Genomic DNA, 21,418 nt, shown 5'->3' with positions numbered 1-21,418 from the left:
ATCATAGAAGATCTTCAGGGGTGGGCTGCAATCCCCGGTTGCAAGGGCAAGTCCAGGGTGGCGATAAAACCGCCGTCGGGATGATTGGCCAGGGTCAGGCTGCCGCCATGACGCTCGGCGGCCCGGCGGGCGATGGCCAGACCCAGGCCATGCCCCTGGGCGGCTTGCCCGGGGGCGCGGTAAAACGGCTCGCCCAGCTTTTGCAGGTGCTCGGCATCCACGCCCGGGCCATGGTCGCGCACACTGATCACAATGCGTTCGCCTTCACGCTGGGCGCGCATTTCAATTGGCTGGCTGGGCGGGGTGAAGCGCAGGGCATTGCGCAACAGGTTGTCCAGGGCCCGCTCGATCATATGTGGCCAGCCCTTGAGTGTCAGCGCCGGGTCGGCGTGAAGCTGTACTTCCTGGTCCGGGGCGCCGAGTTGGGCGTCCTTTTGCAGGGTCCTGAGCAGGGTATTGAGGTCGATGTCTTCGGCGCTGGCGTTGTCGGCATCCACCCGCGCCAGGACCAGGATTTCGCTGATCAACGCTTCCAGGCGATCACATTCCAGGGTCAGGCGTGGCCAGAGTTTTTCCCGCGCCTCGGGGGTGGCCCGTTCGGCCAGGGCCAGGGCGATCCGCAGGCGGGCCAGTGGCGAGCGCAGTTCGTGGGACACATCGCGCAGCAATTGCCGCTGGCTGCCGATCAGGCTTTGCAGGCGTGCGCCCATGCGGTTGAAGTCGGTGGCCAGCACGCCAAATTCATCGCGCCGGTCGGCCAGGCGCGCCAGGCTGTTTTGCTGGTATGTGGCCTGGCCCAGATCATGTACCGCTCCGCGCAGGCGGCTGAGGGGGCGGGTGATCGACAGGGTCACCAGCAGGCTGAACAGGGTCAGCACCACCAATGCAATCGCCAGGGCACTCAAGGGCCAGAGCAGGCTGCTGCGGTGCCAGGCATCCAGCTCCGGCAGGGCGATGCGGTAGATCAGCAGGTAGGTGTCGCCGGTTTTTTCGCTGGTGTACTCGGCTGTCAGGCGGCGCCAGGGCAGCCGGCCCTCGTGGCTCTCATGCTGTCGCGCTTCGAAGGCGGCGGCACGGCGCGGGAAGGTGCCACGCACCACCGGGTCGCCGCTCTCGTTGAGCACTTGTACATCGACGTGGTACTGGCGCTTGCGCTGTTGCAACAAGTCCTGGGCGGCGTCCTCGCCTTGGGTTTCGTAACGCTGGGTCCATTCTTCGGCCAGGTTATTGAGGCCGGGATGGCGGCTGAGAATCCAGGCGTCCTGGTTGAGCATATGCCCAAGCAGGATCGACAGCCCGGCAACCAGGGCGATGGCCAGCCAGAAACTGGCAAGGATGCGCCAGAAGAGTGAACGCACAGGAAACCCTCAAACAGGAAAAGCCCAGCGGCACGGGCCACTGGGCTGGGAGGTTGCTAACGCATTATTGCGCTTTTTGCGGTTGTTGCGCTTTCCAGGCCTGGAATTGCTGCCACTCGGCTTGGCGTTCGGCGCGTTTCTTCGCCATTTCGTCGAACTTCTTCTGCTGGTCAGGCTTGAGCAGGGCGCGGATATCCGCCTGGGTTTTCTGCTTGGCGGCGGCCATTTCGTCGTTCATGGCTTTCTGCTCAGCAGCCGGGAGTTTGTCCAGGTACTTCTTGACCAGTTGCTGGCGGCCTTCGCGTTGTTCGCCCATCAGTTTGCCGATCTGCTGGCGCTGTTCGCGGGTCAGGTCGAGCTGGCTGAAAGGGCCGCCTTTGCCGCGCATGCCGTGTTCACCGCCGTGGCCCGGGCCACCCATCATGTGGCCTGCAGGGCCGCCCATCGGGCCTTGGCCTTCTGGCATGGCCATGGCGACGGTAGGCAGGGCTGCGGCGAACATCAGAGCGATAAGGGTCTTGCGCATGGTGTTTCTCCTTGTCTCGGTTCCGGTGATTCCGGATGTGAGTAGATTACGAAGATCAAGGTCAGCGGCGGTCAGGGGAGGGTAAAGCTTGGGTAAAGACAGATTGGGCGGGCACTTACAAAACAGGTAGGAGCCGGCTTGCCGGCGATGGCGTCCGTTGGATCAGCGTATGACTCAAGGGCCTCATCGCCGGCAAGCCGGTTCCTACAGGGGATTTCAGGGGGTGTAGTAGTAGCCACGGCTGCGCAGTGCGACGATCCGCGGGCGGCCGTCGGCATGCGGGCCGATTTTCTTGCGCAGGTTGCTCACGTGCATGTCCAGGCTGCGGTCATACAGGGTCAGCTTGCGGCCCAGGGCGATCTGCGCCAGTTCCTGCTTGTCCAGGGGCTCGCCCGGCTGGCGCAGCAAGGCTTCCAGCAGGCGGCTTTCGGACAGGGTGAGGGTCAGTTCCTGACTGTCGATGATCACCACGCCACGCACCGGGCTGAAGCACAGGTCGCCCAGTTCCAGTTGGGTCGACACCGCCGTCGGGTGGCTGCGGCGCAATACGGCCCGCAGGCGGGCGGTCAGTTCGCGGGGGTCGCAGGGTTTGGCCAGGTAGTCATCGGCGCCCAGTTCCAGGCCGAGGATCCGGTCCAGGGGCTCGCCCCGGGCCGAAAGCATCAGTACCGGCAATTCAGGGTGGTCGGCGCGCAATTGCTTTAGCAACTCCAGGCCGCTGCCATCGGGCAGCATCACGTCCAGCACCACGGCCGCCGGCGCGGCGTCGGCCAGGGCTTTGCGCGCACTCACGCCGTCATGGCAAGCACGCACCTGGAAACCTTCCTGGCTCAACCAACTGGTCAGCAGCTCACAGAGCTCCTGGTCATCATCTATCAGTAACAGCTCGCTCATGACTCACTCAATTTAGCCATTGTCGACGGCGCCGATGCCCGCCACTGGCGAAGATACCGCACAGCAGGGCAACCAGCGCAACTCCTGCGCCAATCACGAACCATTGCTGCTGGTCGGTGAGCCAACGTGGCAGGGCGCCACCTTGCGCGTCCTTGAGTTGCTGGGCCAGGCGCTGATTGTCCTGGCGCAGCCGGCTCAGTTGCGCACTTTCGCGGGCGGCATCGGCAGTTTGCAATTGTTTGCTCAGTTCTTCGCGCAGGCGTTCGCTTTCTTTCAAGCGTTGCTGCAACTCGGTGATCTGGCTGCCGGCACTCAAGGACAGGGGCGTGGAACTGCCGGTGTTCGAGGTTTCTTCAGCCTGGGCCGTAGCCCCGATCGTTAACACTGCCAACAGACACAACTGACGTAAGCGCATCGGAACTCCTGATTCCACACGAATATTCAGAACGTTGTCGGCAGGTTACCGAGAATAATGAGCGATTAGACGTTTGCCGAACCCAATAGGTTCGGCGTCACCTGAATCAAGGCAGGACTTGCTTGAAGGGTTTGATCACGACATCGGCATAGGCGCCGGCTGCAACATACGGGTCGGCCTTGGCCCAGGCCTGGGCATCGGCCAGGGAGGCGAACTCGGCGATGATCAGGCTGCCGGTGAAGCCGGCATCTCCCGGATCATTGCTGTCGACGGCCGGGTGTGGGCCGGCGAGCACCAAGCGCCCTTCGGCCTGTAGCGCCTTGAGGCGTTCCACGTGGGCCGGGCGCACGGACAGGCGTTTTTCCAGGGAGTTGGCGACGTCGGTGGCAATGATGGCGTAGAGCATGTCAGTCCTCGGTTTTTGGCGTGGTAGGGGCGGTGTCATGCAGGTGGCGCGACAGGTAGATACCCTGGCCGATCAGGAACAGGACGGTCATGCCCAGGCTGCCGAACACCTTGAAGTCGACCCAATAGTTCTGGAAGGTAAAGGCCACGAACAGGTTGGCGGCGCCGCAGAACAGGAAAAACACGATCCAGGCCACGTTCAAGCGTGTCCAGACCGGCTCCGGCAGGGTCAGCGCATGGCCCATGATTCGCTTGATCAGCAGGCGATCACCGATGAAGTGGCTGCCGATAAAGACCAGGGCGAACAGCCAGTTGACCACCGGGGCTTTCCATTTAAGGAAGGTTTCGCTGTGGAAGGCCAGGGTCAGGCCGCCAAATACCAGGCAGGCGATGAGGGTCAGCCATTGGCTTTTTTCGAGTTTGCGCTGGGAGATGAAGATGGCGCCGTAGACCACCACAGAGCTGATGATCAGGACGGCAGTGGCGCTGTAGATCCCCCCGAACGACAGCTCATGACCGGCGATATCGATGACCCTGGGGTCGAGTTTGGTAACGATGAAGAACAGCAACAGCGGGATGAAGTCGATGAATTGTTTCACAGTAAGAGCCAGAAGCTGGATGTGGCGGCATAATAACAAACATCCTTGGTAGCGTAAGCGCCAGCTGACTTGAGGTTACAGACTCCCGTGAATGTTGATTTGCACTGCCACAGCACGGCCTCCGACGGCGCCCTGGCGCCCGCGGTACTGGTTGCGCGTGCGTTTGAAAAAGGCGTGCGAGTCCTGTCGTTGACCGACCACGACACCCTTGAAGGCCTGGACGAGGCGCGTATTGCCGCCACGGCGCTGGGCATGCAACTGGTCAATGGCGTCGAGCTGTCCTGCACCTGGGGCGGCGCAACCATTCATGTGTTGGGCTACGGTTTTGATGTCACGGCCCCGCCGCTGGTGGAGGCCATCGCCCGGTTGCACGATGGCCGCTGGCTGCGGTCCGAAGAAATAAGCCGCAAACTGGCGCTCAAGGGGATGCCCAATGCCCTTGAGGGCGCCCGTGCCATCCAGCAGGCGCTGGGTGACAGCGGCAACGCGCCGGCCCGCCCGCATTTTGCCGACTGGATGGTGCGCGAGGGTTACGTCAAGGATCGCGCCGAAGCGTTCCGCAAATGGCTGGGCGCCGGCAAGCTGGGGGACGTCAAGCTGCATTGGCCGACCCTCGAAGACACTGTGGCGACCCTGCGCGCCTCCGGGGCCTGGGTCAGCCTGGCGCACCCCTGGCATTACGATTTTACCCGCAGCAAGCGTCGCAAGCTGATAGGCGACTATATTCAAGCGGGTGGCCACGCCATCGAAGTGGTCAATGGGCATCAACCCGCCGAACAGGTTGGCAGCCTGGCGATTCTTGCCCGTGAATTTGGTCTGCTGGTCAGTGCCGGCAGTGATTTCCATGGCCCAGGCGGCTGGTCGGAGATCGGCGAATACCGCCCGGTCCCGGAAGACTTGCCGCTCCTGTGGGGGCGATTCAAGCATGACCCCATTACCGCCACTGTCTGAACAGGTAGAGAACGTGAGTCAATTTTTCCAGATTCATCCGGAAAATCCGCAAGCGCGGCTGATCAAACAGGCCGTGGAGATCATTCGCGCCGGTGGCGTGGTGATCTACCCCACGGACTCCTCCTACGCCATTGGTTGCCAGATCGGCGACAAGAATGCGGTGGAGCGCGTAAGACGCCTGCGCGACCTGGATAAAAACCACAACTTCGCGCTGATCTGCAGCGACCTGTCGCAGCTGGGCCTGTTCGCCAAGGTCGATACCGGCACCTTCCGCCTGCTCAAGGCCCATACGCCAGGGCCCTATACCTTTATTCTCAATGCCACCCGCGAGGTGCCGCGCCTGCTGCTGCACCCGAAGAAGCGCACCATCGGCCTGCGGGTGCCGGAGCATCCCATCGCCCTGGCGCTGCTGGCCGAGCTGGGTGAGCCGCTGATGAGCGTGTCGCTGATCATGCCCGGCGAGACTGAACCGTTGGAAGACCCCTACGAAATGCGACAACTCCTGGAAAAACAGGTGGACCTGATCATCGACGGCGGCTTCGGCGGTGGCAAGGCGTCCACCGTGATCAACCTGGCCGACGGCGAGCCAGAGGTGATCCGGGTAGGCTGTGGCGATCCTGCACCGTTCATGGTCGAGGCCTGAATGTCGGCCGTGGAAACCGTCGACAGCCAGGCCGGTGCCCAGCAGGAACTGCCATTTGCCATGGTCTACGGCCAGGCCGTCATGGAAATGCCCCTGGACCTGTACATCCCGCCGGATGCCCTGGAGGTCTTCCTTGAGGCCTTCGAAGGCCCGCTGGACTTGCTGCTGTACCTGATCCGCAAACAGAACATCAATATCCTCGACATCCCGGTGGCGGAAATCACCCGCCAGTACATGGGTTATGTCGAGTTGATGCAATCGGTGCGCCTGGAGTTGGCCGCCGAGTACCTGGTGATGGCCGCGATGCTGGCGGAGATCAAGTCGCGCATGCTGCTGCCGCGTTCCGAGACGATCGAAGCGGAAGAGGACGACCCCCGCGCCGAACTGATCCGCCGCCTGCAGGAGTACGAGCGCTTCAAGGCTGCCGCCGAAGGCATCGACGGCTTGAGCCGCGTGGGCCGTGACGTGGTGGTGCCCAAGCTCGATGCGCCGGAGGCCCGGGCGCGTAAATTGTTGCCAGATGTGAGCCTGGAAGAACTGCTGATGTCCATGGCCGAGGTGCTGCGCCGTGGCGATATGTTTGAAAGCCACCAGGTCAGCCGCGAAGCCTTGTCCACCCGCGAGCGCATGAGCGATGTGCTGGAGCGCCTGAAGGGCGGCGGGTTTGTGCCGTTTGTCGAGCTGTTTACCGCCGAAGAGGGGCGCCTGGGCGTGGTCGTGACCTTTATGGCGGTCCTCGAACTGGTCAAGGAGTCCTTGGTCGAGCTGGTGCAGAATGAGCCTTTTGCGGCTATCCACGTGCGGGCGCGAGCCGAATAACGAGCTGAATTGATGAATCTGACTGAACCTCGCGAACTGGCACCGCTGTTGGAAGCCTTCCTCCTGGCCTCGGGCAAGCCGCAATCGCTGGAGCGCCTGTTTGAACTGTTTGAAGAAGCCGAGCGCCCGGAACCGCCGGTGTTCAAGAAGGCCCTGGAAATCCTGCGTAAATCCTGTGACGGCCGCGCTTTTGAGCTGAGGGAAGTGGCCTCGGGCTATCGCTTGCAGATCCGTGAGAAATTTTCGCCGTGGGTGGGGCGCCTGTGGGAAGAGCGCCCGCAACGTTATTCCCGGGCGATGCTGGAGACCATGGCGCTGATTGCCTATCGCCAGCCCATCACCCGTGGCGAGATCGAGGATGTGCGCGGTGTGGCGGTCAACAGCCACATCGTCAAGACGCTGCTGGAGCGCGAGTGGATCCGCATCGTCGGCTACCGCGACGTACCCGGCAAACCGGCGATGTTTGCTACCACCAAGGTGTTTCTCGACCACTTCAACCTGAAAAACCTCGACGACCTGCCGCCACTGGCCGAGCTGCGCGAGATCGAGGCCGAACCGGTGCTCGACTTCGACGATGCCCCGGTGCCGCCCGGCTTGCAGGAACTGGCCGATGCCAGCGCCGAACCGGAGGAGCCGAAGGACGAGACCAGTTTCCATACCTTGCTGCTGGAGCTGGACGATATGGAGCAGGGGATCAAGACCGACTTTGATGACTTGCTGCGTGATGGGGCGGGCGAAACGCCGATGAACGTTGAAACGGCGCCTGCGGTCGAACCTGAGCCTGAGGAAGACATCCTGGGTGTGGCGGCCGCCCGCGAAAAACTGCTGGCTGCCGTTGCCGCCCTGGAACAACCCGAGTTGAGCGAAGAAGAAGCCGAAGCCCGGGCACTGGCCGAAGCCATCGAAAACGAACGCCGCGAATTCGAAGACTGACCCGGTCTGCCCCCCCACATTGATGTGTTGTGTAGCCAAACTCGTGCTGCAAACGAGATCCCCTGTAGGAGCTGGCTTGCCTGCGATGGCGGTGTGTCAGCCAGCCTATCCGGTGCTGACCCAGCGCCATCGCAGGCAAGCCAGCTCCTACAGAAAAGCCCTGTGCCGTGAGGTAGTGATGAGCTCCACCAAAGACCCCTGCATCAGCCTCTGCAAATTCAGCGACGACATCTGCGTCGGCTGCGGGCGCAGCAAGCGTGAGATCCGGGCCTGGAAGAAGCTCGACAAGGTCGACAAGCGCGCGGTGCTGGCCGAAGCCGAGCTACGGCTGATCGCCCTGGGCGCCACCGGTCGGCGGAAAAGCAAATGAGCCGGCCCATATCGACTAGTCTCTGATGCGCAATGCGCGCCATGAGCGTATGATTCGCGACCCTTTGGCGATGCGTTCGCCCAAGACCCCAGTTTCAATACCTTCAGGCCACGCCTGAATCGACACACCGGGAGGTGCTTAAGATGAAAGACCAAGACCAGAACGACAGCCAGGAAATCGGCCCAGCCGGCGAGAAACTGCAAAAAGTCCTCGCCCGTATCGGCGTTGGCTCGCGCCGCGACGTAGAAGCCTGGATCACCCAGAAGCGCATCAAGGTCAATGGCGTTGAAGCCACCCTGGGCCAGCGTGTCGACCTGCATGACGCAATCACCATTGATGGCAAGGTCATCAAGCGTGAAGAGGCCGCCGAATCGGTGCGCCGCGTGATCATGTACAACAAGCCCGACGGCGAGATCTGCACCCGTGACGACCCGGAAGGCCGTCCAACCGTGTTCGACAAGATGCCCAAGCCCAAAGAAGGCCGTTGGATCAACATCGGTCGCCTGGACATCAACACCACTGGCCTGCTGATGTTCACCACCGACGGTGAGTTGGCCAACCGCCTGATGCACCCGTCCTACGAGATGGACCGCGAATACGCGGTGCGTGTACGGGGTGAAGTCGATGACGAGATGATCGAACGCCTCAAGGCTGGCGTGGTGCTGGAAGACGGCCCGGCCAAGTTCACCGACATCAAGCAGGCGCCAGGTGGCGAAGGTTTCAACCACTGGTACCACTGCGTGGTGATGGAAGGGCGTAACCGTGAAGTACGACGCCTGTGGGAATCCCAGGGCCTGGTGGTCAGCCGCCTGAAGCGCGTGCGTTTCGGCCCGGTGTTCCTCAATTCGGACCTGCCGATGGGGCGCTGGCGCGAAATGAGCCAGTACGAAGTCGACATCCTCAGTGCTGAAGTCGGCCTGACCCCTGTGGCCATGCCGCAGATGAACGCCAAGAGCAAAGACAAGCTGGAGCGCATGCAGCGTAAATCGTCGCGCCCTGTGGCACGTACCGAGCGCGTTGCCCGTACTTTGCGCCCGGCGCTGGATGCACCGGCCACTGGCGGTCGTATTTCCCGTCAGCCGCAGATCGAGGGCGATCGTCGTCCGTCGGCTCCGGCCCGTCAGGATGGCGAGCGTGCACCGCGTACTCCGCGTCCGGCCGGTCGTGGCGAGGCGCCAACGGGCGGTCGCAGCAACCGTGGCGATACCGGCCGTGGTGCTCCGCAGACCGATCGTCCAGCCGAAGGTGCCAAGCGCCCAGCCAAGCCCGCGCCGAAAAAGCGCCCAGGGCTCAAACTGGTAGCTGATGAGCCGTCGGGCAAGCGCCGCGGTGCGCCGGCAGGCTCCGGCCAGCGCCCGGGTTTTGGGCGTAAGAAGCCCTAAGAGCAGCAGCAAGTTTTAAGCTTCAAGCTGTAAGAAAAAGCGCCAACCTGCGGGTTGGCGTTTTTTTTTGCACGCGGTGTGGCGAGCGGGCTTGCCCTAATGCCAGTCAGTTAAGCGCAGCCCCCCTGTAGGAGCGGGCTTGCCCGCGAAAGCAGTGGGTCAGTCAACATCAATGTTTGCTGGGTCGACGTCTTCGCGGCGATGCGGCGATCCGACAAGCCCGCTCCCACACGTGATCTGTGGTGGTGCCAACATTCTCTGCCCCAGTGAGATCCCCTGTGGGAGCGGGCTTGCCCGCGAAAGCAGTGGGGCAGTCAACATCAATGTTTGCTGGGTCGACGTCTTCGCGAGCAAGCCCGCTCCCACACGTGATCTGTGGTGGTGCCAACATTCTCTGCCCCAGTGAGATCCCCTGTGGGAGCGGGCTTGCCCGCGAAAGCAATGGGTCAGTCAACATCAATGTTCACTGGGCCGACGTCTTCGCGGCGATCCGACAAGCCCGCTCGCCACGTGGGAGTCGGTGGAGCGTCAGAAATAGCTTCCAGTCTGTAACGATTGTTTTACGGAATGGATGGGCCTAGGCGGGGCGTGCCCTCGATGGGCTTTTTCTGTAAAGAAAATTTTACGGCTGGCCAACAATCTCCCCCACAACCCTCCCTAACGGATCGAGCGGTGTACAATGCGCCGCGTTTTACTGTGACCCCCCTTGCGTATCCACGCAAAAGGCTTTCAAGGCTAGCTGCCTTGTTAACTCCGCCTGGCCATAAGCCGGACGGGTTCGATTTCGTCACAGATAAAAACAAACAGGTGACGCATGACCGTTAGAAAGACGCTGAACTCCTGGTGCCTGCGCTGGGGTTTGATCGGCGCTGCTTGAGTCGGTTTCAAAGCAGCATCGTGTATTGAACATCATCAAACCTTGCGTGAGACCCTTTTCATGAGTGGACCCAACTCGCATTCAGGCGAACTGAAGCGCGGCCTGAAAAATCGTCATATTCAATTGATCGCCCTCGGTGGCGCGATCGGTACCGGCCTGTTCCTGGGCTCGGCGGGGGTGCTGAAGTCAGCCGGTCCGTCGATGATCCTTGGTTATGCCATCTGCGGTTTCATTGCCTTTATGATCATGCGCCAGCTGGGCGAAATGATCGTCGAAGAGCCAGTGGCCGGCTCCTTCAGCCATTTTGCCCACAAGTATTGGGGCGGTTTCGCAGGCTTTCTGTCGGGCTGGAACTGCTGGATCCTCTACATTCTGGTGGGCATGTCCGAGCTGACCGCCGTCGGCAAGTACGTGCACTACTGGTGGCCGGAGATTCCGACCTGGGTCTCGGCGGCGGCGTTTTTCGTGCTGATCAATGTGATCAACCTGGCCAACGTCAAGGTGTTTGGCGAGGCCGAGTTCTGGTTTGCGATTATCAAGGTGGTGGCGATTGTCGGCATGATCGCCCTGGGCAGCTACCTGCTGGTCAGCGGTACCGGCGGGCCCCAGGCGTCGGTGAGCAACCTGTGGGAGCACGGCGGGTTCTTCCCCCATGGCGTTGGCGGCTTGGTGATGGCCATGGCGATCATCATGTTCTCGTTTGGCGGCCTGGAAATGCTCGGCTTTACCGCCGCGGAAGCGGACCAGCCACGCACCGTGATCCCCAAGGCGATCAATCAGGTGATCTACCGCATCCTGATCTTCTACATCGGCGCCCTGGTGGTGCTGTTGTCGCTGACGCCGTGGGACAGCCTGCTGGTGACCTTGAACGCTTCCGGCGATGCCTATAGCGGCAGCCCGTTCGTGCAGGTGTTCTCGATGCTGGGCAGCAACACTGCCGCGCATATCCTCAACTTTGTGGTACTGACGGCGGCGCTGTCGGTGTACAACAGCGGCACTTACTGCAACAGCCGCATGCTGCTGGGCATGGCCGAGCAGGGCGACGCCCCGGCGGCGCTGGCGAAAATCGACAAGCGCGGCGTGCCGGTGCGTTCGATCCTGGCCTCGGCGGCTGTCACCCTGGTGGCGGTGTTGATGAACTACTGGATCCCGCAGCACGCCCTGGAACTGCTGATGTCCCTGGTGGTGGCCACGTTGGTGATCAACTGGGCGATGATCAGCTTCTCGCACTTCAAGTTCCGCCAGCACATGGACCGCACCGCTCAGGTGCCTTTGTTCAAGGCGCTGTGGTACCCCTACGGTAACTATGTGTGCCTGGCGTTCGTGGTGTTTATCCTGGGAGTCATGCTGCTGATTCCGGGGATCCAGGTCTCGGTGTACGCGATTCCGGTCTGGGTGGCCTTTATGTGGGTGTGCTACGTGCTCAAGAACAAGCGCAAGGCGCTGGCCGACTTGAGTGCTGTATCCTCGCTGAACAACTAGCCCACCCTGTAGGAGCCGGCAAGCCGGCTCCTACAGGTGTCAACGGACCCGCTTTCCATGTTGGTGATCTCCAGTAACGTGCACCTGCCCGATGCCGAAATCGAGTTGACGGCCATCCGCGCCCAGGGCGCAGGCGGGCAGAACGTCAATAAGGTCTCCAGCGCCGTGCACTTGCGTTTTGATATCGGCGCGTCGTCGTTGCCGCCGTTCTACAAGGAACGCTTGCTGGCGCTGCGTGACAGTCGGATTACCAGCGACGGCGTGCTGATCCTCAAGGCCCAGCAGTACCGGACCCAGGAACAGAACCGCGCCGACGCCCTGGAACGCCTGGTGGAGTTAATCCTCAGCGCGACTAAGGTCGAGAAAAAACGCCGCCCGACCAAACCCACCCTGGGCTCGAAAAAACGGCGCCTGGAATCCAAGACCAAGCGCGGCAGCATCAAGGCCGGGCGCGGCAAGGTAGATTTCTAGCCGGCGTTACGTTCGTCGCGGTATTTGGGGGCCTGGCGATACAGGTACAGGCTCAGCAGCAGCCCGGCGCAGGCTGCCAGCGCGGCAAACAAGAAGATCGAGGCAAAGCCGAAACCCGCCGCAATCGCCCCGGCCAGCGGCCCGGTGATCCCCAGTGACAAATCGATAAACAACGAATAGGCACCCACCGCCGCGCCACGGCTGGAGGCGGGTACCAGGTTGACCGCTTCAACTCCCAGCGCCGGAAACACCAGGGAAAACCCGAAGCCGCTCAAGGCCGCGCCCGCCAGGGCCAGCTCGGCATTCGGCGCCAGCCACAACAGCAACAGGCCAAGGGTTTCCACCGACAGGCAGGCAATCGCCACGCGAAACCCGCCGATCCGGTTGATCAAGTTACCGAACAGCAAGCGCGCGCCGATAAAACTGGCGCCGAACAGGCTCAGGCACAGCACCGCGTTATCCCAGTTCTGGGTCGCGTAATACAGGGTGATAAACGTGGCGATGGTGCCAAAGCCGATGGAGCCCAGGGCCAGCCCGCAGCCGTGGGGCAGCACGCGGCCGAGCACATGCATGAACGGCAGGCGTTCGCCCACCACGATGGGCGCCGCGACTTTCGGCCAGGCCAGCAACAGGCCCAGTACTGCCAGGGCAATGATGCTTGCGCCCATGCTCCACAGCCCGAACTGGCGGACCAGCAGCACCCCCAAAGGTGCGCCAATCGCCAGGGCGCCGTAGCTGGCGATACCGTTCCAGGAGATGACCTTGGCGGTATTCGTCGCGCCGACCCGGCCGATGCCCCAGCCAATGGAGCCCGATCCCACCAGGCTTTCGGCACTGCCTAGCACCAGCCGGCCAATCAGCAGGCTGGCCAGGCTCAGGGCCGGCAGATGGGTCAGGGCGGCGGATGCCAGCATGAACACCCCACTCAAGCCGCAGCCGGCCAGGCCGTACATCACCGCGCGCTTGCTGCCGCGGTTGTCGATGATACGCCCGGCGTAGGGCCGGCTCAGCAGGGTGGCCAGGTACTGCACACTGATCACCAGGCCCGCGATCACGGCGCCAAAGCCCAGGTCGCTATGGACATAGCCCGGCAATACGGCCAGGGGAATGCCGATGTTCAGGTAGCCGATAAAGGTGAACAGCACGATGGAAACGACTTGCAGCGTGACCGCCATGGGGCGCTGGGTATCTGGCATGGGAAGGGTCCACTGTCGCGGCAGGAAAAGATAGGCTGCTTATGATACCGATGCTTTGCGCTGCACAGGGCATAAAACCTTTGGCGGCTGCATGACTGCGATCGCCGGCAAGCGGCTCCTACAGGGGGGCGGGGTTGAGCATGCGCGTGGTGACCAGCGCGGCCAGGGCGTTTTCCTGGGTGCCGAAGCGCTTGAGCAGCAGCGCCTGCTTTTCCGGGCTGAGGCGGCTCCACACATCGACCATTTGCAGGGCGGCGCCGAGTATCGCTTCATCGGGGGAATGCTTGGGAGTGTCGGGCATGTGGCGTGTCTCTTGATTCAGGCGGTGTGGAAAGCGCGCAGTGTCACGCTTTCCACACGGTCTGGGTACTGCGGTCAGTCGTCGCTATCGCTGTCGACCGGTGTTGCCTGTGCCGGTACTGGCTTGTCGCTGCCGGCCTGTTGCGGGGTTGGCTGCTCGGTCTCGTGCAGGCTTGGGAAGGGGAGATTGGGAATCTCGTGCATCGTCGTCGCTCCTCGCAAGGTCTGTTGTGGAATTGCAGATGTGCCGCGCTTTTCACAAAGCCTGGGCAGGATACAGCACTGCAAATGACAAAAAGACTTTTATCTCGGCAAATCCACGAACCATTTGCGCCAACACGCAAGTGACAAGAGGTCACACGCTGGCCTGGCGCTCCATGGCGGCCTTGTAGATCGAAGTCTTGGGCTGGGCGAAGACCCGCGCCAGCATTGGTTCGAAAAAGCTCAGGGGCAGGGTGGCATAGGCCGGGTCGAACGCGGCCGCGTCATAGCGGGCACAGAACTCAATGGTTTGCTCGTACTGCGGGTGTTCGCCAAATTGCTCGCGCAGGTGGCGATCCATGCCCAGGTGATGAAAAAAGTAGTAGCCCTGGAAAATCCCGTGCTTTTCCACCATCCACAGGTTCTGTGGGCTGACGAACGGTTTGAGGATAGCGGCGGCAATGTCCGGGTGATTGTAGGAGCCCAGGGTATCGCCGATGTCGTGGAGCAGCGCGCAGACCACATATTCTTCGTCGCGGCCATCGGCCCAGGCGCGGCTGGCGGTTTGCAGGGAATGGGTCAGGCGGTCCACCGGGAAGCCACCGAAGTCACCTTCCAGCAGCCGCAGGTGCGCGAGGATGCGCCCCGGCAATTGGCGGGCGTAGGCACTGAAGTCGGCGGCGATGATCGCCCAGTCTTCCTGGGTGCCGTCCTGCATATGGGTAAAGCGGGCCTGCTGGCTCATCGGCGGGTCTCTTATTGTTTGGGTAGGTTAGAACGGCACCTTGCCCAGGATCATGTCGCGATACATCACGAAATCTCCCAGCAGGCTGTAGAACGGATGCTGGAAAGTGGCCGGGCGGTTCTTTTCAAAGAAGAAGTGCCCGACCCAGGCAAAGCTGTAGCCGGCCACCGGCAGTACCCACAGCAGCCACCAGGCGCCTTTGCCGATGGCGAGCGCGAGAATAAAAATCACCAGGCTGGTGCCGATAAAATGCAGGCGCCGGCAGGTGCTGTTGCCGTGTTCGCTCAGGTAATACGCATAGAACTCGGCGAAGCTATTGAATTGTCTGACATTTTCCACGTTGGCCGGCCCTCTGGTTTTTGTTGTGCCCGACGGATGTTCGGCGGGGAGCTTATTTGAGTCTAGAGTCATCACAGGCAAGGGCCAGTGACAATAGACGCCACTTTAGTATCCTTGGGTTCCTGGCTGCGGTTTCAGCCGTCCCTTCATAGAAAGCGTGCAAGAAAACGCCATGAACGAACGAACGACTTCTGCAAGTTGGGCGATGGGGATTGTCAAGGCGCTGGAGCTCGAGGGCCTGGATTGCCGCGCCCTGTTCAAACAGCTGGGCCTGGATTACCGCGCCCTGGACGACCCCGACGCGCGGTTCCCCCAGGACTCCATGACCCGGCTCTGGCAGCGGGCGGTGGAGGTGTCGGGCAATCCGGCCATCGGCCTGAACATGGGCAAGGTGGTGCGCCCGGCGTCGTTCCATGTGGCCGGTTACGCCTTGATGTCCAGCAGCACTCTGGCTGAAGGCTTTACCCGGTTGGTGCGCTACCAGCGGATCATTGCCGAAAGCGCCGACCTGAGTTTCCGTCTGTTGCCCGAAGGCTATGCCTTGATCCTCACGGTGCACGGCGACCACCTGCCGCCCACCCGGCAAAGCGCCGAGGCCTCGCTGGCCTGCGCGCTGGCGTTATGTGGCTGGCTGACCGGGCGCACGTTGCAGCCGCGCAAAGTGCTGGTGCAAGGCGCTCAGCCTGCCGACCTGGAACCCTATAGACAGGCCTTTCATGCACCGCTGGTGTTCAACGCACCGTATGACGCGCTGATCTTCGAGCGGGCGGACATGGAAGCGCCGCTGCCCACTGCCAATGAAGCGATGGCGCTGTTGCACGATCGGTTTGCCGGGGAATACCTGGCCAGGTTTTCCGAGAGCCGCGTGACCCACAAGGCCCGCCAGGTGCTATGCCGGCTGCTGCCCCAGGGCGAACCCAAGCGTGAGGTGGTGGCGCAGACCTTGCACCTGTCCCAGCGCACTTTGCAGCGGCGTTTGCAGGAGGAGGGCACCAGCTTCCAGACCCTGCTCGACGACACCCGCCGCGAGCTGGCCGAGCAGTACCTGGCGCAGCCGAGCATGACCCTGCTGGAAATCGCCTACCTGCTGGGGTTTGCCGACCCGAGTAACTTCTTTCGCGCGTTTCGCCGCTGGTTCGATGCCACGCCCGGCGAATACCGGGCGCGGCTACTGGAAACTTCAGCGAATGTCAGTGCCGCCAGAACGCTGGCATACACAGCACAAACACCGTAATGATTTCCAGCCGGCCGAGCAGCATGCCCAGGGACAGGATCCACTTGGCGGCGTCCGGCAGGGTCGCGAAGTTGCCGGCCGGGCCGATGGTCTCGCCCAGCCCCGGGCCCACGCCGGAGACGGTACTGGCAGCGCCGGTCAAGGCAGTCATCCAGTCCACGCCCAGCAGCGACAGGGCCAGGGCGATCATGCAGATGGTGATGGCAAAGAAGAACGAGAAGGTCAGGATCGACCGCACGATTTCTTCGTCCAGGCGGTGGCCGTTGTATTTCTGCTTGATCACCGCCCTTGGGTGAATCAGTTGGTTCAAGTTGGCCTTGAGCAGGATATAGGCGACCTGGAAGCGGAAAATCTTGATCCCGCCGGCGGTGGAGCCCGAGCAACCGCCGACAAAGCCCAGATAGAAGAACAGCATCAGTGAGAAATTGCCCCACAGGCTGTAGTCGCCGAGGGCAAAGCCGGTGGTGGTCACCACGGACGTGACGTTCAGCGCCACATGGCGCAGCGCATCCAGCCAGTGCAGGTCGGTGGTCCACCAGTACCAGGTGCCGAGCACGACCCAGGTCACCAGCAGCATCCCGAGCAGGCCCTGTACCTGCTGGTCCTTGATCAGCGCCTTGCGGTTGCCGCGCAAGGTGGCGACATACAAGGCAAACGGCAGGCTGCCCATGATCATCACGACGACCGCCACCCAATGCACGGCAGGTTGTTTCCAGTGCGCCAATGACTCGTCGGACGTCGAGAAACCGCCCGTGGAAATGGCTGACATCGCATGGTTGATCGCGTCGAACAGGCCCATGCCGGCCCACCAGAAGCCGAGGCTGCCGAGGATGGTGATACCGACATAGGCCGCCACGATCAGCCGCGCCACCATATGCGAGCGCGGCATGACCTTCTCGGAGCGGTCCGAGGATTCAGTCTGGAACAGGCGCATGCCACCGATGCGCAGCAGCGGCAGGATCGCCACCGCCATGCCGATAAAGCCGATGCCGCCAAGCCAGTGCAGCATCGAGCGCCACATCAGAATGCCCGGCGACATGGTGTCCAGGCCACTGAGTACGGTGGCGCCAGTGGCGGTGATGCCGGACATGCTTTCAAAGAACGAGTCGGTGTAGCTGATGTGCTGGGTCAGCAAAAACGGCAGCGCGGCAAAGATACACACCACCACCCAACTGCTGACGGTCAGCAGGTACATGTCCCGGGGGCGCAGTTGCACCTGTTCCGGGCGCCCGGGGATCACCAGCGCCAGGCCGGCGATAAAGGTGATCATGCTTGCCCAGAGAAAGGACGGCAGGTCGCTGGTGCGGTCGAAAAACACCAGGGTCGCCATGGGCACGACCATGGCGACCGCGAGGGTAATCAGGAAGATGCCGATGATGAAACCAATGATCCGCAGGGTCGGCATTGCCATGAATTGCGCTCGGGTGACGGTTGGAGGCGCCATTCTACCTGCGGTGCAGGGCTTGTAAACCGGGGGCTGCAAAGGGCGGCGGATCTGATGTAGGACTTGGCTTAACAGGGGCGCTGGCTTGTGTGGGAGCTGGCTTGCCTGCGATAGCGGTGGGTCAGCCACCGCCATCGCAGGCAAGCCAGCTCCTACAGGGAAGAGGGCGACTGCAAACGATGAATACAAAAAAGGCGACCCGAAGGCCGCCTCATTCAAACCGCGCGGATCAGAACTCGTGATCAGCGTTGTCCGGGTTCAGGTCGCCGATGCCCAGTTTGCCAGCAGCTTGCTCGATAGAGCCGGTCTGCTTGACCAGGGCCGCGATGGCGTCGCGCACGATCTGGTTGCCCGCGGTGTTGCCGGCGGCGATCAACTGGTCGTAGTGCTCACCCTTGTTGGCGTGGTCGACAATGACCTGGATCTTCGCTTCGGTAGCCGCCAGGTCAGCCTTGAGGGCTTCATCGGCAGCCGGGTCGACCTTGGCCACCAGGGATGACAGGCTGGCGCCGGTCAGCTTGGTGCCGTCGGTGCGGGTGTACTCGCCCAGGTAGACGTTGCGGATGCCCTTGGCGTCGTAGAAGTGCGAGTAGTGCGTGTTGTCGCTGAAGCAGTCGTGCTCGTCTTCCGGCGAGTTGGCTTCCAGGGACACTTTCATGCGCTCGCCCGCCAGTTCACCCAGGGACAGGCTGCCCATGCCGAACAGCATCTTGCGCAGGCCGTCGGTGCCAGGCTCTGCTTCCAGGGTGGCGCGGTAGTTGTCTTCGACGTTGGGTTTCCAGTTGCCGACCATTTCTTCAAGGTCGCTGACCAGCAGTTGAGTCACGGCGCGCAGGTAAGTGCGGCGACGCTCGTTATGCCCACCGGTGGCGCCGTCGCCTTGCAGGTAGTCCGACGCTGGACGGTTGCCGGCGCCAGGGCCGGTGCCGTTCAGGTCCTGGCCCCAGAGCAGGAATTCGATGGCGTGGTAGCCAGTGGCGACGTTGGCTTCGGAACCGCCCAGCTCATTGAGGCTGGCGAGTTTCTCCGCAGTGATTTCCTTGACGTCGATCTTGTCTTCGCCGACCTGGATCTCGGTGTTGGCGATGATGTTGGCGGTGGCGCCTGGGTTGCCGAGAGCGTGTTCGTAGGATTTGTCGACATAGTCGATCAGGCCTTCGTCCAGCGGCCAGGCGTTCACCTGGCCTTCCCAATCGTCAATGATGGTGTTGCCGAAGCGGAACACTTCGCTCTGCAGGTACGGTACGCGCGCGGCGATCCAGGCGGTACGGGCGGCCTTCAGGGTTTCGTCGTTGGGGTTGGCAAGGAAGGTGTCGATGGCGGTCTGCAGGGTTTTAGCAGTGGACTCGGAGTCGCTGTATACCGCGAATACGATGTCTGCGTAGTGCGCGACGACCGCCTTGGCGGCAGCCTCGTCAACCTGGCCGGCGGTAGCGGCAGCCGTTGGAGCGGGAGTGCTGGCAGCTGGCGTTGGCGCCTGGGGAGCGGCGGCCTTGTCTTTACCCTCGCCGCAGCCGGCGAGAGAAATGGCGATGGCCAGCAGACTGGCGGTGGCCAGGGGCATACGAATCATGGCGAACATCCTGCTTCGGTAGTTGATCGGGGCGCAGTGCGGCGCGCAAAACTGCGACATAATGCGAAAGATTTGCATTTTCTGTAAAGAGTTAACGCAGTAAAAATTTAACATTCCAGCGCCAGCCGCCCAAGGCCGCGCCTTGGGTGGCCATCATGGCTTTACAGGATGGCAGCGTTATTGCGCTCGGCCTGTTTGAGATAGGCCGCCAACTCACGGGCCGGCAGGGGCTTGCTGTAGTGATAGCCCTGACCTTCGTGGCAGCCTTCGCTGATGATGTAGGCTTCCTGCTCGGGCGTCTCCACGCCTTCGGCGATGACTTGCATGCCCAGGCTTTTGCCCAGTTGGATGATTGCCCGCACGATGGTGGCATCGTCGTCGTCATCCAGCAGGTCCTGGACAAAGCTCTTGTCGATTTTGATTTTGTCCAGCGGCAGGCTTTTCAGGTAGCTCAGTGACGAGTAGCCGGTGCCGAAGTCGTCGATGGCAATCAACGCGCCGGAGCGGCGCAGGCTCAGCAAGTGCTGGGCGGCGGTGCTGATGTCTTCCATCAGGCCGGTCTCGGTCACTTCCAGCTCCAGGCTGCGCGGCGGCAGGCGGTAGATCTGCAACAGGTTGTTGACCACCCGTGGCAGTTCGGCGTGGTGCAGTTGCACCGTGGACAGGTTGACCGCCATGCGCAGCTCGCTGAAGCCCAGGTCATGCCACTCGCGCAATTGCCGGCAGGCCTGGTCCAGCACCCATTCGCCAATGGGGATGATGGTGCCGTTCTGTTCCGCCAGCGGGATAAACAGGTCCGGTGGCACCAGCCCGTGTTCCGGGTGTTGCCAACGAATCAGCGCCTCGACCCCGACCACACGATGGTCGACATAGCTGATCTGCGGTTGGTACACCAGGTGAAACTGGTCGCGGCCCAGGGCTTCACGCAGGTCTTTTTCCAGTTCGCGGCGGCGGCGCATCTCGCTGTCGACACTGGCGATATAGAACTGGTAGCGGTTGCGCGAGCGGCTCTTGGCCAGGGTCATGGTCTGCTCGGCTTTTTGCAGCAGCTTCTCGGTGCTGTCGCCGTCTTCGGGAAACAAGGTGATACCGATGGTGGCGCGCAGGCGAATTTGTTCGTGGTCGAGGGCGAACTCGGCTTCCAGGTCATCGAGAATGCTTTGCGCCAGCTCGGCGGCTTCGTAGGGTTGCTCGATATCGGCCTGGACCAGGGCGAACTGGTCGCCACCCAGGCGGGCGAGGGCGCCGAGGCGACCACTGTGGGCGCGCAGGCGGTCGGCCAGGGCCAGCAGCAATTGGTCGCCGGCCTGGTAGGTGTACTGCTCGTTGACACTTTTGAAGTCATCCAGCCCCACGCACAATACCGCGACCCGGCGTTGCCGGCGTCCGGCGTCGATCAGGATCTTGTCCAGTTGCTCCTGCAGCTTCTGGCGGTTGGGCAGGCCCGTGAGGAAGTCGTACTGGGCCATGCGCAGCAGGCTGTTTTCTGCTTCGTGGCGCAGGTGGGTGTTGCGTTCGATGGACGCCAGCAACTGGTTGGCGGTATTGATCCACAGCCCCAGTTCGTTTTTTTCGTGGCCCTTGAGCTGGGGGATCTTGTGCTCGCTGGGGCGGTCGGGGTTGATCGAACTGAGGTGGCTGATGATCCGCGACAGGGGCTTGGTCAGCAGCCAGTGATAGACCAGATACAACACCAAGCCCATGGCCAGGGCGCGCAGCACCCCGGAGATAAAAATGATCACCGAATTGACGATGAAGCCCTGGCCATAGGTGGCCGTGTCGAGGGTGATGCTCAGGTCGCCGTAATATTCGCTATAGGGCCCGCGCCCCACCAATGGGGTGGTGAAGGTGCGCTCCTGGCCAAGAATCACATCCGTCAGCCAGCGGCTGGGGGAGTGCTGCAAATCCCGGCTCTTTTCGGCGAGCATGGGCTCGTTGGGATGGCCAATGGAGGCCATGCGCACTGCATCATCCTGAAACAGGCCTTCGATGACCTGCATGCCCATCTCACGATCCAGGCTGTAGACGGCCTGGGTCGAGGGGTCGCGAAACATGTCGAGGATGCGCTGGGCATCGCCGGCCACGGCCTGGCGCGTCTTGTAGGCATCAAAGACGATCTGCGCCACGCTCAGTGCTACGCCCACAATCAGTGCCGACAAGAGCACCACCCGGAGCAACTTCACCGACAAGCTGTTTTTGAGTTCCAGCTTCAAAGGGTCATTCCTTGTTCCATGCGGGTAGCCTCAATATGCCATGAGTAT

At 62.0% G+C, this 21,418-nt stretch carries 23 protein-coding genes; 9 read left to right on the top strand and 14 right to left on the bottom strand.

The genetic code is table 11. The features are described from left to right. Window positions 1-14: 14 nt before the first annotated feature. The 6 genes from ACO77H_RS21270 to ACO77H_RS21245 form a co-directional block, all read right to left on the bottom strand. Complete coding sequence (locus ACO77H_RS21270; RefSeq protein ID WP_170056865.1) at window positions 15-1,358, bottom strand: ATP-binding protein; 1,344 nt, start codon at window positions 1,356-1,358, stop codon at window positions 15-17. Between the two features lie 64 nt (window positions 1,359-1,422). Next, window positions 1,423-1,884 carry an LTXXQ domain protein gene (locus ACO77H_RS21265; RefSeq protein ID WP_169954692.1) on the bottom strand — a complete coding sequence of 154 codons (462 nt, stop codon included), beginning with the start codon at window positions 1,882-1,884 and terminating at the stop codon, window positions 1,423-1,425. Window positions 1,885-2,100: 216 nt separating this feature from the next. Beyond that, window positions 2,101-2,778: a response regulator transcription factor gene (locus ACO77H_RS21260; RefSeq protein WP_169954693.1), complete on the bottom strand. Its 678-nt coding sequence runs from the start codon at window positions 2,776-2,778 to the stop codon at window positions 2,101-2,103. Window positions 2,779-2,785: 7 nt separating this feature from the next. Continuing rightward, window positions 2,786-3,193, bottom strand: a complete 408-nt coding sequence (locus ACO77H_RS21255; protein ID WP_169954694.1) for a translation initiation factor 2 — start codon at window positions 3,191-3,193, stop codon at window positions 2,786-2,788. A 106-nt stretch (window positions 3,194-3,299) separates the two neighbouring features. After that, window positions 3,300-3,599, bottom strand: coding sequence for a YciI family protein (locus ACO77H_RS21250; RefSeq protein WP_169954695.1), 300 nt, complete (start codon window positions 3,597-3,599; stop codon window positions 3,300-3,302). 1 nt (window position 3,600) lies between these two features. Continuing rightward, window positions 3,601-4,197 (bottom strand): septation protein A, encoded by a 597-nt coding sequence (locus tag ACO77H_RS21245; RefSeq protein WP_170056866.1) that lies wholly within the window; start codon window positions 4,195-4,197, stop codon window positions 3,601-3,603. A gap of 87 nt (window positions 4,198-4,284) precedes the next feature. Between ACO77H_RS21245 and ACO77H_RS21240 the strand changes: the two genes are divergently transcribed. The 8 genes from ACO77H_RS21240 (at window position 4,285) to arfB (ending at window position 12,125) form a co-directional block, all read left to right on the top strand. Beyond that, the gene (locus tag ACO77H_RS21240; RefSeq protein ID WP_169954697.1) at window positions 4,285-5,148 is read left to right on the top strand and encodes a PHP domain-containing protein; all 864 of its coding nucleotides are present in this window, start codon (window positions 4,285-4,287) and stop codon (window positions 5,146-5,148) included. Between the two features lie 13 nt (window positions 5,149-5,161). Continuing rightward, a complete protein-coding gene (locus ACO77H_RS21235) occupies window positions 5,162-5,791 on the top strand; it encodes an L-threonylcarbamoyladenylate synthase (RefSeq protein WP_169954698.1) in 630 nt (209 codons plus the stop codon). A 120-nt stretch (window positions 5,792-5,911) separates the two neighbouring features. Next, window positions 5,912-6,610 carry a segregation and condensation protein A gene (locus ACO77H_RS21230; protein ID WP_170041961.1) on the top strand — a complete coding sequence of 233 codons (699 nt, stop codon included), beginning with the start codon at window positions 5,912-5,914 and terminating at the stop codon, window positions 6,608-6,610. 12 nt (window positions 6,611-6,622) lie between these two features. Beyond that, window positions 6,623-7,543, top strand: coding sequence for an SMC-Scp complex subunit ScpB (scpB, locus tag ACO77H_RS21225; protein WP_169954699.1), 921 nt, complete (start codon window positions 6,623-6,625; stop codon window positions 7,541-7,543). A gap of 178 nt (window positions 7,544-7,721) precedes the next feature. After that, window positions 7,722-7,913 (top strand): DUF1289 domain-containing protein, encoded by a 192-nt coding sequence (locus tag ACO77H_RS21220; RefSeq protein WP_057439987.1) that lies wholly within the window; start codon window positions 7,722-7,724, stop codon window positions 7,911-7,913. A gap of 143 nt (window positions 7,914-8,056) precedes the next feature. After that, entirely contained in the window at window positions 8,057-9,295 is a 1,239-nt protein-coding gene (gene rluB / locus ACO77H_RS21215; protein WP_057960500.1) for a 23S rRNA pseudouridine(2605) synthase RluB, read from the top strand. A gap of 937 nt (window positions 9,296-10,232) precedes the next feature. After that, window positions 10,233-11,654, top strand: a complete 1,422-nt coding sequence (locus ACO77H_RS21210; protein ID WP_170041911.1) for an amino acid permease — start codon at window positions 10,233-10,235, stop codon at window positions 11,652-11,654. Window positions 11,655-11,711: 57 nt separating this feature from the next. After that, a complete protein-coding gene (arfB, locus tag ACO77H_RS21205; protein WP_057439984.1) occupies window positions 11,712-12,125 on the top strand; it encodes an alternative ribosome rescue aminoacyl-tRNA hydrolase ArfB in 414 nt (137 codons plus the stop codon). Here the strand turns inward: arfB and ACO77H_RS21200 are convergent. The 5 genes from ACO77H_RS21200 to ACO77H_RS21180 form a co-directional block, all read right to left on the bottom strand. Then, window positions 12,122-13,321 (bottom strand): MFS transporter, encoded by a 1,200-nt coding sequence (locus ACO77H_RS21200; protein ID WP_169955368.1) that lies wholly within the window; start codon window positions 13,319-13,321, stop codon window positions 12,122-12,124. The genes arfB and ACO77H_RS21200 overlap by 4 nt on opposite strands. Before the next feature lie 118 nt (window positions 13,322-13,439). Next, on the bottom strand, window positions 13,440-13,622 hold the full coding sequence (locus tag ACO77H_RS21195) for a hypothetical protein (protein WP_169955367.1): 183 nt from the start codon (window positions 13,620-13,622) through the stop codon (window positions 13,440-13,442). Window positions 13,623-13,696: 74 nt separating this feature from the next. After that, the gene (locus ACO77H_RS21190) at window positions 13,697-13,825 is read right to left on the bottom strand and encodes a hypothetical protein (protein ID WP_262376940.1); all 129 of its coding nucleotides are present in this window, start codon (window positions 13,823-13,825) and stop codon (window positions 13,697-13,699) included. A gap of 151 nt (window positions 13,826-13,976) precedes the next feature. After that, on the bottom strand, window positions 13,977-14,567 hold the full coding sequence (locus tag ACO77H_RS21185; protein ID WP_169955366.1) for an HD domain-containing protein: 591 nt from the start codon (window positions 14,565-14,567) through the stop codon (window positions 13,977-13,979). A 27-nt stretch (window positions 14,568-14,594) separates the two neighbouring features. Further along, complete coding sequence (locus ACO77H_RS21180) at window positions 14,595-14,906, bottom strand: Mpo1-like protein (protein WP_169955365.1); 312 nt, start codon at window positions 14,904-14,906, stop codon at window positions 14,595-14,597. A 172-nt stretch (window positions 14,907-15,078) separates the two neighbouring features. Between ACO77H_RS21180 and ACO77H_RS21175 the strand changes: the two genes are divergently transcribed. Beyond that, window positions 15,079-16,140, top strand: coding sequence for an AraC family transcriptional regulator (locus tag ACO77H_RS21175; RefSeq protein WP_169955364.1), 1,062 nt, complete (start codon window positions 15,079-15,081; stop codon window positions 16,138-16,140). Here ACO77H_RS21175 and ACO77H_RS21170 read toward each other — a convergent pair. The 3 genes from ACO77H_RS21170 to ACO77H_RS21160 form a co-directional block, all read right to left on the bottom strand. After that, window positions 16,097-17,551: a TrkH family potassium uptake protein gene (locus ACO77H_RS21170; RefSeq protein WP_169955363.1), complete on the bottom strand. Its 1,455-nt coding sequence runs from the start codon at window positions 17,549-17,551 to the stop codon at window positions 16,097-16,099. The genes ACO77H_RS21175 and ACO77H_RS21170 overlap by 44 nt on opposite strands. Window positions 17,552-17,813: 262 nt before the next feature. Next, entirely contained in the window at window positions 17,814-19,157 is a 1,344-nt protein-coding gene (locus ACO77H_RS21165) for an imelysin family protein (RefSeq protein ID WP_169955362.1), read from the bottom strand. A gap of 161 nt (window positions 19,158-19,318) precedes the next feature. Next, window positions 19,319-21,370 (bottom strand): putative bifunctional diguanylate cyclase/phosphodiesterase, encoded by a 2,052-nt coding sequence (locus ACO77H_RS21160; protein ID WP_169955361.1) that lies wholly within the window; start codon window positions 21,368-21,370, stop codon window positions 19,319-19,321. Between the last annotated feature and the right edge of the window lie 48 nt (window positions 21,371-21,418).

The organism is Pseudomonas sp. WMBT8, assembly GCF_050916005.1.
Taxonomy (GTDB): domain Bacteria; phylum Pseudomonadota; class Gammaproteobacteria; order Pseudomonadales; family Pseudomonadaceae; genus Aquipseudomonas.
Note: the sequence above shows the minus strand (reverse complement) of the source record. Positions and strands in the feature narration are given on the sequence as shown.

Bases quoted from the DNA above. Each gene is read 5' to 3' on its own strand.
- ACO77H_RS21165 (WP_169955362.1), bottom strand. From the start codon at position 19,157: ATGATTCGTATGCCCCTGGCCACCGCCAGTCTGCTGGCCATCGCCATT.
- arfB (WP_057439984.1), top strand. From the start codon at position 11,712: ATGTTGGTGATCTCCAGTAACGTGCACCTGCCCGATGCCGAAATCGAG.
- rluB (WP_057960500.1), top strand. From the start codon at position 8,057: ATGAAAGACCAAGACCAGAACGACAGCCAGGAAATCGGCCCAGCCGGC.
- ACO77H_RS21265 (WP_169954692.1), bottom strand. From the start codon at position 1,884: ATGCGCAAGACCCTTATCGCTCTGATGTTCGCCGCAGCCCTGCCTACC.
- ACO77H_RS21195 (WP_169955367.1), bottom strand. From the start codon at position 13,622: ATGCCCGACACTCCCAAGCATTCCCCCGATGAAGCGATACTCGGCGCC.
- ACO77H_RS21170 (WP_169955363.1), bottom strand. From the start codon at position 17,551: ATGGCAATGCCGACCCTGCGGATCATTGGTTTCATCATCGGCATCTTC.
- ACO77H_RS21200 (WP_169955368.1), bottom strand. From the start codon at position 13,321: ATGCCAGATACCCAGCGCCCCATGGCGGTCACGCTGCAAGTCGTTTCC.
- ACO77H_RS21255 (WP_169954694.1), bottom strand. From the start codon at position 3,193: ATGCGCTTACGTCAGTTGTGTCTGTTGGCAGTGTTAACGATCGGGGCT.
- scpB (WP_169954699.1), top strand. From the start codon at position 6,623: ATGAATCTGACTGAACCTCGCGAACTGGCACCGCTGTTGGAAGCCTTC.
- ACO77H_RS21250 (WP_169954695.1), bottom strand. From the start codon at position 3,599: ATGCTCTACGCCATCATTGCCACCGACGTCGCCAACTCCCTGGAAAAA.
- ACO77H_RS21190 (WP_262376940.1), bottom strand. From the start codon at position 13,825: ATGCACGAGATTCCCAATCTCCCCTTCCCAAGCCTGCACGAGACCGAG.
- ACO77H_RS21260 (WP_169954693.1), bottom strand. From the start codon at position 2,778: ATGAGCGAGCTGTTACTGATAGATGATGACCAGGAGCTCTGTGAGCTG.
- ACO77H_RS21210 (WP_170041911.1), top strand. From the start codon at position 10,233: ATGAGTGGACCCAACTCGCATTCAGGCGAACTGAAGCGCGGCCTGAAA.
- ACO77H_RS21185 (WP_169955366.1), bottom strand. From the start codon at position 14,567: ATGAGCCAGCAGGCCCGCTTTACCCATATGCAGGACGGCACCCAGGAA.
- ACO77H_RS21220 (WP_057439987.1), top strand. From the start codon at position 7,722: ATGAGCTCCACCAAAGACCCCTGCATCAGCCTCTGCAAATTCAGCGAC.
- ACO77H_RS21175 (WP_169955364.1), top strand. From the start codon at position 15,079: ATGAACGAACGAACGACTTCTGCAAGTTGGGCGATGGGGATTGTCAAG.